We start from the raw sequence: 13888 nt of genomic DNA on the forward strand, positions 1-13888 counted from the left end.
TACCAGCAGAATTTAAACAGAACCCATCCTGCTTTTCTTTTACTTCTTAATTTAAGCTAATAAATTCTATTTTTGCAGGATTTTTAGCAAAAATATAACAAATAGCTACATTAAACAAGAGCTTGGTTTCATTATATAAGCTGATTACCGTTATGATTATTCAAAATAATAGTCTAAAACAAGCAGTAAATAAAATACTTAATGCCGATAAATAAGCTCTGAAAAATAAATGCTTCGGCCTGTTTAAAATCTAAATTTTAACATTTCAGGGCTGATAAAATAAAACATTAACCACTTTTTCAAGGCGTAAAAAAGAAAATAGCTTCAGGAAAATATCCTGAAGCTATCGTTTCACGGAGATGGTGGTGTGGTGATATTACACGATCATTTGTCCCGTTTTAAGCTTGAGCATATGGGGTGGTATACTCATTCTGATGATCTCACAAAGCTTGTCCAGTAACTGATCTTTCACAAAATCGTTTCTCAAAGCCACTCGTATTTCTCTTGTAGGCTTGGGAATTGTAAACGGTCGCACAAGCTTCTTTTGTTCATCAGAAAGCATCTCTATACTCAGTTCCGGAATGAAAGTTACACCATTACCTTTTTCAACAAGTCGCATGAAGGTCTCCATACTACCTTTATGATAAGTCATTTTCCTATTATGAAAGTCCTTGAGATGACAGAATTTTACCAACTGGTCTCTAAAGCAGTGACCTTCATCCAGCAACCACAACCGCTTGCCGTTTACCTCGGAGCTCCTGATGGCTTCATGCGTAAAGAGATCTTCATTGCGAGACACATAGCCGAAAAACTCTTCATAAAAGAGTAAGCGATCATTGAGTCCCTCCGTATCTGCCTGTGAGGCTATGATAGCCAGTTCTATCTCTCCCTTTTTCAGCTCGCTGAGACACTCCGACGTCATCAATTCTTTGATGTTTACGTTGAGATTGGGCAAGTGTTTCTCCAGATTAGGTAAGATCAGAGGCACTAATGAGGGGGCTATGGTAGGAAGCACAGCCAAAGTGACGGTTCCTTCCAGTGCATGCTCCTCGTAATTGATGATCTCCTGCATCTGACTTGATTGGAAGAGAATCAAGGCCGCCTGTTTGAGTATCTTCTCACCTATAGCTGTAGGTTTGATGGGTTGCTGGTGACGGTCGAAGATCTTTACCCCTAATTCATCTTCCAGCTTTTGTATCATAGTGCTCAAGGTAGGTTGTGTGACGTTGCAGAGCTCAGCAGCCTTCCCGAAATGACGGAGTTCGTTTACGGCGCAAATATATTCAAGTTGTTGTAGGTTCATAACACGTAAGATTATTGTATTTATTACAAAGATAACGGAAAATCGCTACCTTTGTCACAGACAGAATGTCACATCTCAAGGATATTAAAGAATTAATAAAATAGTGCCACAATGAACATAGATATTCAACAGATCAAGCAACGCTTTGGTATTATCGGTAATAGCCCTCTGCTCGACAGAGCTATTCAGGTAGCCGTGCAGGTTGCTCCTACTGATATGTCTGTACTCGTTATCGGGGAAAGTGGCGTAGGGAAAGAGAATTTCCCTAAGATTATTCATCAATATAGTGCTCGTAAGCATCAGTCTTACATAGCTGTCAACTGTGGAGCCATACCTGAAGGTACTATAGACTCAGAGCTCTTTGGGCATCGCAAAGGTTCTTTCACCGGTGCTGTTTCTGACCGTAAAGGTTATTTCGAAGAAGCATCAGGGGGTACTATATTCCTTGATGAAGTGGGCGAGTTGCCTCTTCCTACCCAAGCCCGTTTGCTCAGAGTGCTCGAGAGCGGAGAGTTTATCCCCGTAGGAGCAAGTCATCCGCAGAAAACTGATGTACGCATCGTAGCCGCTACAAATGTAAACCTAAAGGATGCTGTGAACAAAGGTAAATTCCGTGAAGACCTCTTGTTCAGGCTCAATACAGTTCCTATTGAAGTGCCGCCTTTGAGAGAACGCTCTTTCGATGTGCCGCTACTATTCCGTAAGTTCTCTGCCGATAGTGCGGAAAGATACCGCATGCCACCGCTCAGACTTACCGAAGATGCCAAAGAAATCCTCATGCATTACCGCTGGCCGGGCAATGTAAGAGAGCTCAAAAATATTACCGACAGGATAAGCATTCTGGAAGAAGATCGTACCCTTACTGCGGAAGTACTCAAAAAGTACCTGCCGGATCAGTCAGAAATGTCATTACACCCGGTACTGCTTTCCCGTCAGAAAGATCAGGAGCGTTCTTTTGCCAACGAGCGTGAGATACTCTATCAGGTACTCTTCGATATGAAGCATGATATGGCTGAGCTCAAGAGTCTTGTCAATGATATCATGCAAGGCAACGTGCACCTGCCCGTTAATACTAAGGAGCATCATGTGCGTCATACCGACTTGCATGTAACAGGTATGGCAGAGAGTGGTAGCGGTGCAGCTCATACCACAGAAGCGCCTTTTCTTGTTATCAATCCTGATGCGGGAAGTGACTTGCCCAATAAAATCCCCCTCAAATCTTCATCGGAGCATGACGATCCCGAGTTTGAAGAGCAGCCACTCTCTCTGGAGGAAGTGGAGCGCAATATGATCAAAAGCGCCTTGCAAAGGCACAATGGCAAACGCAAGCCGGCTGCCGATGACTTGAAAATTTCAGAACGAACCCTTTACAGAAAAATTAAAGAATATGGGATGGACATCTAAGTACGGAGTCTTTGCTCTTCGTCTTGTCACAGTGGTACTGCTCTCTACAGTCCTTGCAGGGTGTAAAGTATCCTACAAATTCAATGGTGGTACCATCGATTATACACAGATCAAGACTATTACCATCACAGATGTAAAGAATCAGGCACCTATGGTGTACCCCTCTTTTGCGCCTAAGTTTACAGAAGGCCTAAAGGATATATACACTAAGCGAACCAAACTCGAACAAGTACCCAACAACGGTGATTTGCTCCTGGATGTTACTATCGTGGGCTATGATACCAAACCGGTAGCTATTCAAGAGAATGCATACGCAGCCAAGACGGCGTTTACAGTCACGGTAAGTGTTACTTTTGAGAATGCTGCCGATGAGAAGCAAAATTTTACGGATCGCACATTTACGGCTTTCCGTGAGTTTGACAGTTCTGTCATATTTACCAGTGTACAAGATGCGCTTCTGGAAGAGATTACTGAAGATCTGATCAAGCAGATATACAATGTTACCGTAGAGAATTGGTAGGAGATCATGAATAAAGAGCAGCTATATAAATACATTGCCGATCCTATGTCGCTTTCGGCAGAGACTCTGCCCGAGATAAAAGCTTTGGTCGAGGCTTATCCCTATTGCTCCACTTTCGTTTTTCTATACCTTACCAATCTGGCAATCACAGAAGATGTGCGCTATACATCAGAGTTGCGTAAGTGGGCTATATTTCTGCCCGATAGGCGCAAACTCTACCGCATGGTAGAGGCCAAGCGCGGTGCTGATGACTTCAATATCGACAAGCCCGAAGAGCAGGACAAGTTTGATCTCATCGAAGAGTTCTTGGGAGAGATGCGTGCCGCAGGAGCCGACTTGCCTAATGAGATCAACTACATGACTGCTCTGGAGCAAGGCGATTACTTCCGCACCACTGCCGTGCTTTCTGATGAAGAGGCCAAAGACTCTACAGAGAACGAGCTCAATGTGCTCAAGGACATACATCCCCTTAGTCTCATAGGCTCATTGTCCCAGCGTAAAATGTCCGGTAATACTGATATAGAGGAGCTCGAGGCTAACACCTCTGCCATGTCCCAAGAGGATAGTCTCCGTCAGGAAACTACTCCATCGACAGAAACACCTACGGAAGAAAACGAACTCAAAGAAGAACTATTTACGGAAACTCTTGCCAAAATCTACATCAAACAGCAGCGATATGACAAGGCTCTAAGAATAATTCGCTCTATTAGTTTGAATTATCCGGAAAAAAATATTTACTTTGCAGACCAAATAAGATTTTTGGAAAAGCTGATTAATAACAATAAATAAAACATATAAAGAATTATGTACATTTTTCTTACTATCCTTATTCTATTAGCTTCAGTACTGTTGATTCTGGTAGTTATGGTTCAAAACTCAAAAGGTGGCGGTCTTGCTGCCGGATTCGCTTCAAGCAATCAGATCATGGGTGTGCGCAAGACTACCGATTTCCTCGAAAAAGCTACTTGGTGGTTAGTAGGCTTGGTGGTTGTGCTTAGCATTTTGTCTGCACGTTATCTCCACGCTTCCAAAGAAACACAAGAGTCAAAATATCAGCAAGCTATCGAAAAGAAAGCTGTACTTCCCACTCAAGCTCCCGCAGCAACTCCTAATTTTGGTAACGAAGCTGCTCCTGCAACTACAGCTCCCGCTACTCCTCAGACAGCAACCGAGACTAAAGCTCCTGCTGATTCTGCACGATAAGCAATTTACAAGCTCGAGTAAGAGATTGTATCTATCTCACATAATTCTCTCAGCCGAGCTTTCACATATACCATACAACAAATAAGAGAAAAGGCTACTCCCATTGGGTTGTAGCCTTTTCTCATATCTTTTTCGGGGCTTGTTTGTCTTGCAATAGTTCTCTGTGTAATCTGCCAGATGAGTGATTAGAAGCCCTTGTTCTATGCCGGCATTACTTGCCTTCCTTATTTCTTTTCGTAGAACTTCACCCAGTCTATATACATATTCACCGGTAATTCTTTGTCTTTGACTGCTCCTACCCAGCTACCTCCCAGTTGCATGTCCACAAGTAAATAGAATGGGGTACCGAAGGGATATTGCCCTTTTAGCTTGGTATCTATTCTTGGATATTCAAACGTCAATGAGCCATTGACATAAAACTTCAGTTCGGTAGGGCTTATTTCCACTCCATAGACATTGTATTCATTTACTTTGAAAGGTGCAGTAGTATGGTATTTGGGATAAAGTCTCATAAAGAGCTTGTCTATGTAGTATGAATGCACCGTTTGGTATACTTTTTTATCATGGTTGAGATGTTCCATGATATCTATCTCACCCCCCAAAGGCCATTCTCCTGTTTCAGGCAACATCCATATGGCAGGCCATGCTCCGCGAGCATGTTCGAAGCGGGCACATACTTCTACTTTTCCGTATTTGATGTTCTTTTTGGTTTTGGTATAGACGCCCCCTGTAAGATATTTTGACTTATCAGTCGGATCCACGGTGTTTTTTATGCCTTTGAGAATAAGTTTGCCATCTTTGAGTTCATAGCAGTGGTCATTGTCACTCATATGTTTGTTCCAGTCCGAAGTCCCTCGTGGTATCTTGCTCCAGCATGCCGTATTGAGTTCCGATCCTGAAAAATCATCTTGCCATGTAATCTCCCAATGGGGAGTTGCTGTGGATAATTCGTTTGACAGTTGTGCATTACATGAGCTGAGCGTGGTACATGCAATAATACCTACGGTAACAATTATTGTTTTCATATTCATAGTTCTTTATAGTTAATAAATATTGAGTATAATCTCCACATAAAAGTAATGAAATATCCTTATCAGAAATAAGATTATTTGCCCCATTGAATCATTAAAAATGAAAAAAATCTTTATGATTGTAAGGTATATGTGGTTTTAGATTAATCTGATAGGTTAAATTAATCTAAATTCCCTCTTGACAAAGCTAATCTTTATACACATCTTTTAATATTTTTGTTTCATGAAAGATAGTACAGTGAGGTGCTCATGGAAAACCTTTAGACCTTTGCACATGGTATTATATCCTGGAGGTCCGCCAGATTTTACATAAGCTTTCCATGATCCCAGTCGGGCTATTATCCACGAAGCCCAAGCTAACGAATCTTCCCGAAAAGGATTATTCCCATCTTTTGATCGAGGAGACTCTTTATGTAGCATTTCCATCTCTAGATGCAGCATCTCGCACTCTTCCTCTGTAAAGAGTCGATTACATGAAACGCTCTCATTGGCAGTGTCATATTTTTTCTTTAGAGTCATACACTTTAGCACAACATAGAACCCCATTGCCATAAGCTTTTTCATCGCCATACCGTTTTCTAATTGGGCAGAGGTAATACCCAAGCCTTTGGTTTTCATTAATCTAAAGACTTCTTCGATATGCCATCGATACTTGTACCACTGTATAATCCGGAGTGCATCTTCCTTACTCTTTACTTCGTGCGAGGTGAGCAAACGCCATTCGATAGGCTTTTCACCCTCGGGAACGCTACCGGCATCTTCTCTGACATGAACGTAGTGGCAGCTAATACTCTTTGAAACATCGTCTTTACCATTACCTGTGTTGCCGAAAGTGACTGGTGCATATTTGACGTCGAACAACGCCTTGCGAGGTTTACGCCCATTTTGCCTAGTGATCTGGGATGTGCAACTGAAACTAACCGGTTGTTTATCCAACCATTCGATGATACGTTCTTTTTTAGATTTTGAATCTCCCTCGAGAAGCCGATTGTGAATGGAGCGAATCAGAAAATCACATCCTTCTTCCAACGTCTTACTCATGACGGTGTAGATATCATTCTCACGATCACCCACCATGGTTTTACGTAAATTTTCTGGCAAATTCGCGTTTGCCATTTTAGCCGATGCAGCCCAACGAGACGATTCTTTCTCATTAAATCCAAGTTTTTTACGCAGCTGTTTCTTCTGGCGTGCGTCTTTGCGATCTCTGTTATACAACTCAATCGAACTATAACCCATAGGGGTTTCCGTCTCAGGGTCAAAGAGCAAGCAAGGATGAGCAAAGATGCTGTACTCCGAACTCTTGTTGGTTCCATACCCATAATCTTCGTCATTAGGGTTTAATCTGCCACTGATATTATCAAAAGTAAACTCTGTAGTATCCTGAATGCAAAGCACATGCTTAAGATCTTTGCAACATTGTGCGCTATTTGCGGTAACGCAGTCCAAAAACTGATCCATTTTCCATCTTTTATTATTTAGGAGTCGATAAGCCCCCTGCCTTTCTGCATGATTCTTAAAACAACTGTTCATGACCCCGTCCACACGACGTGTCATTGCTGCCAAGACGAAATATAATCGCTTAGCGATACGTGCATCTTTTATGACGCCTGAAAATGTTAAGTTACATATATAAAGATACGAAAAAACAACGAGAATACAATGCAAGAAATTGAATAAAAGTATGTTAAATCGTTGAGATATGTGTATAGATTAGTTGACAAAGGGGGGCTGAATGTTGTATCTTTGCACAGTCACATCCCTTTTAGGGGGATGCCTAAATAATATACTCATCTCTTTATTCCATTGATTATGATACTTGCTATTCTAAGGATTCTTAGTTTGATTATTATATCGCTTTTGATTATTGCCGTGCAACCTATCGCTCTTATAGGCTGTACTCTGTGCCATTTTTGTCGAATGAATAGGGAAAAGATGCAAAGTATCCGTTGTTATGTCTCAACGATTTCAGCAACTACACTCTTAGTGTCGATGAAGAGCCGGGTAAATAGAGTAGCAGGCTATTTGAAATACGGTACTACGAAAGATGCTTGATAGCTGCGAAGCGATATAAGATTACATACAAAAGTAATACCTTGGGTATATGACGGGGGTGAAAGTGTAAAAGCGCTTTTGCTCCCGTTTATTTTTTGTGTCAGAGTTGAAGCTTTACCGTAATATCGTTCATTCATGGCGGTGATGTTACAGTTAAGGTAGAGTTGTATCTTAGTTAAAACACTTTTGTATTTTAGTTAAAACACCAAAACATTTTAGTTAAAACGTTTTCGTATCTTAGTTAAAACACGGAATCATTTTAACTAAAGTACGGAGATACTTTCGCTGATGTGTAAGTTAGCTCTCGAATTTCTGATTCCTAAAAGTTTTTGGAGACTAACCGCACCTTTTCTTACCTTACAAAATCCGCTTTGTATGAATTTTTCTGATTTTCAGCTTTCATATTGATAGAGTATAGTGTCTAATACACCTTTTTTGTGTATTTGTAATGCTATTTTCGGGCGTATTTAGGTGTTTTTGTTTACTATTTAATAGCTCAATGATGGCGATAAATTGGATTTTTTATCACTTTACTGCACTACGAGTGATATGACATAGTAGTGTTTGATCTTGAACTTTTTGTACCAATCAGCTGTATTTTCTGAGCCCAAAATACAATAAGAATTCATACCATGACCTGTGTCAAATGGGGGGCAGTAGGCGAGTACGGGCGTGAGTTTTCCTACGAGGATCTGTTGTTTTTCGTTATGGTCGCAGGATATGGTGCGCAGTGAGTAGTCGGCATCACCTTTCAACTCTTTTTGCTCCTGTATTTGCGGATATCTTATGAGGAGTTTAAATGTTTTGTCCGTTAACTTACCTGCAATATCAATCTGAAAGATGCTGTCGCCGGGGGTAAACATCTTTTTGTCGCAGAGCGAGAGTTTGTAATTGACCATCCTGCCGTTTACTTCAATGGGTATCAGCTCTTCCTCGCATTTGAGAGCTGTGGTGTCGGAGAGTATGAGTTTGCCCTCACGGTATTCATCTATGACAAACCGAAACTTTTTGTCATGAGCGTGGACATCCTTGCATACGATACTTATGTATTGGATGTTGTTGAGGTCATTGATGATGGCATTGTACCTGTCGGGTGAGTTGTAGTGGATCAGGATACTGTCTTGAGCATAAGACATGGATGCGATACCCAGTAGCAGGGTTACTATTGTAAATAGCCGAGTCTTTATCATGGGATGAAGTTATATTGGGTGGTTATAGACGGCATATGGATTTCTTTGTAAATATCATAAGAGAGAGTATCAATTTTTTCGATGATTGAGCAACTATGTAGCGGAGCCTCATTTCCAATAGTCTCATAGTCCCTCTTTCGAAGACTTAAATTTAAGTATAAAAAATGATTTAGGACAAAGGGAACAATGTGGCACGTAGGAGAATAGAGAAGTGTGATGTTGCACCTCTCTACCATAGCGGGAGCATTGCACTGACGGGGGATAATGATTAATTTTGAGGTTACTGTAAATAATAATGAAAATACCGAGAATAAAGATATGGCAAAGAAAATAGCTAAAACCAATGTGGCTCGCCTGTTGGATGCTGCTGACATCAAATATGAACTGGTACCGTATGAAGTGGATGAGAAAGATCTCTCTGCCTCACATGTGGCAGAGCAGCTGGGCGAGGATGTGGAGCAGGTATTTAAGACTTTGGTGTTGCATGGCGATAAGTCAGGGTACTTCGTATGCGTAGTTCCGGGCGATAGCGAAGTGGACTTGAAGAAGGCTGCCAAAGCATCGGGTAACAAAAAGGCTGAGATGATAGCCCAGAAAGATCTGCTTGCCGTAACGGGATATATACGTGGAGGATGCTGCCCTATAGGGATGAAAAAGGTCTTTCCTACTTACATACATCCTACTTGTATGGATTTCGACGAAATCTATGTGAGCGCAGGTGTGAGGGGATTGCAGTTGAGAATCGATCCTGACAGGCTTGTCTCTTACACTCAAGCAACCATGACCGAGTTGATCGCAGATTGATGCATCTTACAGCTCTCCGCAGTGGCGTATAAAAAGTAAAGGGGAGATTGCCTATTTGTGTAGCAATCTCCCCCTATTCTTATAATCAGGTCGTTAGTATCTGAACTTCACTAATAGGCTTGCGAAATAAGTACGTCCCGGATTGATGGTAGCATAGTTGGTACCGTAAGGGCGGTCGTCCTTGTAATTGAGTATATTATTGACACCTACCGAAGGCTCTAAGATAAAACCCTTGAACCCTGAGAATGTATGGCGGGTAACGAAGTTCCACAACCCGAATCCCGGAGCAGAGCGGTCTTCATCTCTCAATACATAGTATCTTTTGCTTTGTACACGCCCCAACAGATTAACATTGAGCTTGTAGTGATCCCATGAGTGTGTATAGTTGGCATTGAAAGTACCGGTGTGGCGGATGCTTCTCTCGAGAGGTGTCCACAAGTACTCTTTAGCCTTAGTATCATAGGACTTGCCTTTGGCACTTACATAGGAGTAGTTGGCGGATAAAGTGAGCCCGAAGTTGAAGAAATAAGAGGCGTTTGTTTCAAAACCCTTGATCAACGCTTGGTCGAGGTTGCCATATTGCTTCACATTCTTTACTGCTTTGAGTGCAGCATCGCCAAATTCCTTCGCCACTCTCTCTTTGATCGCTTTTTGTTCGTCTGCAGTCATGTTTTTCAACATTTGGGTAGTTCCTGCTATCATGTCTTTGACGTGATTGATGTATCCCGTGACACTGAAGTTGAAGCTATTGCCGGCATACTCTGCGTTGAGTGAACCATAGTTGCTTTTCTCCGGCTTGAGGTTCTCATTGCCTATTACCAAAGTAGAGCCTTTGATCAGGAAATAATTCAGTTCTTCGAGTCCCGGAGCTCTGAACCCTATAGAGTACTGGGCGCGGAAATTAAATTTCCCGGGAGAGTACATGAGTAAGGCCTTGGGTGTGAATGATGATCCGGCTGTCTCGTGCTTCACAGCTCGTGCTCCCAATACAGCTTTGAATTTGTCGGCAAAGGATACTTCTTCTTGCCCGTACAGCGCTATGGTGTACACTCCTTTGTCGAGGTTGGCATCCGGTCTTTCGAGATTCTCACGGATATACTCTGCACCCAAGATAGCTTGTCCCCAATCCCAAGTTTTGAATGTTCCTTTGAGATTCCCCGAGAAATAGCGTTGTTTCTTGGTCAGAGATACGTCCCCGGGATTGATTTTTGCTTTCTTATTCTCTTCGCGATAAGTTTTCTCGCTTTTGTAATTGTCCGAGTGTATATCAAGCGAGATGTACTGCTCGTGTCCCCAGTAATATTTGCTGCCGAAGTCGATGTTGTGCCCTGCATAATCCATAGAGTAGGGGTAGCCCTCGTGTACATCGGTGCGATCGAAGAGTCCACCGCTCAAATAGAATGATAAGGGTTTGATAGGCGTGAAGGTAAACTTCTGGTTGAAGATATTGTTTCTGCTGCCACCCGATGCCATGAACGGTGTAGGCTTACCGTCGATATCAACATCGCTAAGTTGCCAACCTTCGGATTGTTCGTGGGTAAATGAGGTGTACGATCCTATCTTTTCAGTGGTGATGTCGGCATTGAGCTGTTGGGTAAACTGCTTGTGAGTCTCTATTTTACTGTTGGATGTAACTGAAATGAGGTTGGAGGGCTCGTTGGTGATGATATTGATCACACCACCTATGGCATCAGATCCGTACAGAGCTGATCCCGCACCCTTGAGTATCTCTATCTTACGTATGTTGCTTACGTTGATGCGTGAGAGGTCTATGTTGCCGGCAGTATCGCCTGTGAGCTTCTTGCCGTCAATAAGGATGAGCACATACTTATTGCTGAGACCATTGAGCGTGAGGTATGATCCCATGCTGTTGTTGGAAAAAGACAGGGAGGGATCGAGCATAGTGAGGGCTTCCTGAAAGCTGGTGATGCCTGCCCTTTTGATGTCCAAAGCTCCCAATACTTTCACGGGTGAGGGTGTGTTTTTCAGAAAATGCTTGGTGCCTGTACCCGTGACTACCACCGTGTTTAGGTTGATAACCTCATCAGTGTCGCCTTTCTTGGCATGATGTTTCACTTCTGCATTCTGAGCAAAAACTGCAGAAGCAAGACTTGCACTCACACAGAGTGTACAGAGTAATTTTTGTACCATGTAAAAATGATAGAGTTAAACTTGTTTTTATTGATCGTCTTGTCCCGAGACGACTCTATATATCTCATAATGGTTTGGCAGGTCTCCTGACTCAGCGTTTTGCGGAAGAGCCTTCCCATCCGTGGTTTTGCGGACAGTGGCTTGTAGAGATTCTCCCCTTGATTGCGTGATGATGCAAGCAAGCGCATTACAGTAGCGGGCACTGCTCCGGTATCTAACCGGATTCCCTTGAACAACGAATCCCGAATGGACTCATCATTACCAAACAGTGCAAAAGTACAATAAATAATTATATGATAGGTTTTTATTGTGCTCCAATTTTCAAGTCCAGTTTGTTTGAAAATAGCATTTGCACGGAGATATTACCATAAAACGAGCCATCCCCGACATCGATATTAAGGCTGCTTTGTAGCGCTTAACGATGTCGGGGATGGCGATATGTGAGGTGAGGTTATACTAAGCCGATACCCTACGGCATTAGAATTGGAAATAGATAAAGGGTTGCACGCCGCTACTCTTCATTTGGTAAACAATGAATATCGCCACCATGAGGTAGAGGCATTGCAATACAAAGGGAGAGTTGGATATGATACCACGTGCTCCGTTGTGAAATCTTTTGGGAAGGAAATGCAGCACGTAGCCTATCAGCATGAGGATAAATACGCCCTGATAACCTGATATAAACTGAGGCAATATCTCTCCATGGAAATTGTAGAATATTTGATGCAGTATGTTTGCTGCAACATCCATGGAGGACGCTCTGAAGTATATCCAGCCGAAAGCTACGAGGTGGAAGGTAATCATAACACCGATAAAACGCCTCAGCGGAGACATCTCAGCCCCCGTCTTCTTGAATGCTTTGAAGTGTGAGAGGAAGAACTTGTGTACGGCAAGCCCCACTCCGTGAAGACCACCCCAGATGATAAACCGTGTGGCTGCACCGTGCCAAAGCCCGCCGAGTAGCATGGTGATGATGAGGTTGATGTAAGTGCGGATACGCCCTTTGCGATTACCGCCGAGTGAGATGTAGAGATAATCTTTGAGCCATGATGATAGCGAGATGTGCCACCTGCGCCAAAATTCCGTTATCGTTGCTGATTGGTAAGGAAGGTCGAAGTTGATATTGAACCTGAATCCCATAAGTAAAGCGATACCGATAGCCATATCAGAATATCCCGAAAAATCGCAGTATATCTGTAGTGAGTAACCATAAACCCCCAGCAGGTTTTCAAGTCCGGTGTAGAGATTAGGAGCATCGAAGATGCGGTCTACAAAGTTAAGGCTGATGTAATCAGAGATAACAGCTTTTTTCAGAAGTCCTATGATAATGAGGTATAGAGCCTCGCCGAACTCATTGCGTGTGAGGCGTGGTTTCTGGTATATCTGAGGGATAAAATCATGAGCCCGCACTATAGGACCTGCCACTAATTGCGGAAAGAATGATACGTAGAAGAGATAATCGATCCAACGATTGAGCGGTTTGATACGACCTCTGTATATATCGATGATATAACTCATGGTCTGGAAAGTGTAGAATGAGATGCCCACCGGCAGGAAAATATCGGCATGAACGGGGGGGATACTCTCAAGCTGGGGAATGAGGAACCATACACCCATATGATGCAGAAGGTCGATACCTACGTCAGCAAGGTAATTGAAATATTTGAAATAAGATAATATCCCCAAATTGATAAAGACACTCAAGGTGGCAAGCGCTTTCATCCGACGCTTGCTTTCAGTGCGGCTCATAGTTTTTCCTATAATGAAGTCACTTGTAGCAGCGAGGATAAGTAGTAATACAAAAACACCGCTACTCTTGAAATAGAAGTAGAGGGAAAATAGGGTAACATAAATGATGCGCAGTGATTTACACCGGCGCATGAGGATGTAAATGGGGAAAAACAGGATAAAAAGTGCGAAAAATAATCCGCTTGAAAAAAGCATAGGCGATTGGCTGTCGTAATTCAATATTTGTACAAGCTTTGACCAATCGAGGTTCTCTAAAAATGTCATATATATACTTTAAGTTGCCGCCGTCTGAATTGACTGACAAAGATAGTCAAACGGATTAATTCGTACAGTGGTGATGGCCTGTTTATTTGTCAAAAATACATTTTGCGCTCCTATACGGTGCAAGGGTATTATAATGATCAGATTAATTAGTATTATTGATTATTTATTGTATATTTGACGCGGCAATAATAATAAGCATATATAGTTAGCGGTG

Annotated in this window: 11 protein-coding genes and 1 riboswitch; of the genes, 5 read left to right on the forward strand and 6 right to left on the reverse strand. The window is 42.4% G+C overall.

Features of this window, described 5'->3' with window-relative positions:
• Positions 1–376: 376 nt before the first annotated feature.
• Positions 377–1303: a hydrogen peroxide-inducible genes activator gene (locus tag VYJ22_RS03860; RefSeq protein ID WP_329905160.1), complete on the reverse strand. Its 927-nt coding sequence runs from the start codon at positions 1301–1303 to the stop codon at positions 377–379.
• A 111-nt stretch (positions 1304–1414) separates the two neighbouring features.
• Between VYJ22_RS03860 and VYJ22_RS03865 the strand changes: the two genes are divergently transcribed.
• From VYJ22_RS03865 to secG, 4 genes are read left to right on the forward strand one after another with little or no spacing between them, the layout of a single operon-like run.
• Positions 1415–2707, forward strand: coding sequence for a sigma-54 interaction domain-containing protein (locus VYJ22_RS03865; protein WP_329905161.1), 1293 nt, complete (start codon positions 1415–1417; stop codon positions 2705–2707).
• Positions 2691–3227 (forward strand): LPS assembly lipoprotein LptE, encoded by a 537-nt coding sequence (gene lptE / locus VYJ22_RS03870; protein WP_329905162.1) that lies wholly within the window; start codon positions 2691–2693, stop codon positions 3225–3227. The genes VYJ22_RS03865 and lptE overlap by 17 nt, the downstream gene beginning before the upstream one ends.
• 6 nt (positions 3228–3233) lie before the next feature.
• Positions 3234–4016 (forward strand): tetratricopeptide repeat protein, encoded by a 783-nt coding sequence (locus VYJ22_RS03875; protein WP_329905163.1) that lies wholly within the window; start codon positions 3234–3236, stop codon positions 4014–4016.
• A 15-nt stretch (positions 4017–4031) separates the two neighbouring features.
• The gene (secG, locus tag VYJ22_RS03880; protein ID WP_329905164.1) at positions 4032–4430 is read left to right on the forward strand and encodes a preprotein translocase subunit SecG; all 399 of its coding nucleotides are present in this window, start codon (positions 4032–4034) and stop codon (positions 4428–4430) included.
• A 224-nt stretch (positions 4431–4654) separates the two neighbouring features.
• On the opposite strand, the gene VYJ22_RS03885 is transcribed toward secG, so the two are convergent.
• The 3 genes from VYJ22_RS03885 to VYJ22_RS03895 all read right to left on the reverse strand — a co-directional run bounded on the left by VYJ22_RS03885 (position 4655) and on the right by VYJ22_RS03895 (position 8706).
• On the reverse strand, positions 4655–5461 hold the full coding sequence (locus VYJ22_RS03885; RefSeq protein ID WP_407989315.1) for a glycoside hydrolase family 16 protein: 807 nt from the start codon (positions 5459–5461) through the stop codon (positions 4655–4657).
• A gap of 207 nt (positions 5462–5668) precedes the next feature.
• On the reverse strand, positions 5669–7018 hold the full coding sequence (locus VYJ22_RS03890) for an IS4 family transposase (RefSeq protein WP_329905166.1): 1350 nt from the start codon (positions 7016–7018) through the stop codon (positions 5669–5671).
• Positions 7019–8046: 1028 nt separating this feature from the next.
• Entirely contained in the window at positions 8047–8706 is a 660-nt protein-coding gene (locus tag VYJ22_RS03895) for a hypothetical protein (RefSeq protein WP_329905167.1), read from the reverse strand.
• A 318-nt stretch (positions 8707–9024) separates the two neighbouring features.
• On the opposite strand from VYJ22_RS03895, the gene ybaK reads away from it, so the two are divergent.
• Positions 9025–9510 (forward strand): Cys-tRNA(Pro) deacylase, encoded by a 486-nt coding sequence (gene ybaK, locus VYJ22_RS03900; RefSeq protein ID WP_329905168.1) that lies wholly within the window; start codon positions 9025–9027, stop codon positions 9508–9510.
• Between the two features lie 93 nt (positions 9511–9603).
• Here the strand turns inward: ybaK and VYJ22_RS03905 are convergent, their stop codons facing one another.
• Both VYJ22_RS03905 and VYJ22_RS03910 read right to left on the reverse strand, forming a co-directional pair.
• The gene (locus VYJ22_RS03905) at positions 9604–11661 is read right to left on the reverse strand and encodes a TonB-dependent receptor plug domain-containing protein (RefSeq protein ID WP_329905169.1); all 2058 of its coding nucleotides are present in this window, start codon (positions 11659–11661) and stop codon (positions 9604–9606) included.
• 59 nt (positions 11662–11720) lie between these two features.
• Positions 11721–11942: riboswitch (cobalamin riboswitch) on the reverse strand.
• A 196-nt stretch (positions 11943–12138) separates the two neighbouring features.
• Positions 12139–13674, reverse strand: coding sequence for an MBOAT family O-acyltransferase (locus VYJ22_RS03910; protein ID WP_407989319.1), 1536 nt, complete (start codon positions 13672–13674; stop codon positions 12139–12141).
• Between the last annotated feature and the right edge of the window lie 214 nt (positions 13675–13888).

Origin of the sequence: Porphyromonas pogonae, assembly GCF_036320655.1 — a bacterium.
In the GTDB taxonomy this organism is placed as follows: Bacteria; Bacteroidota; Bacteroidia; order Bacteroidales; family Porphyromonadaceae; genus Porphyromonas; species Porphyromonas pogonae.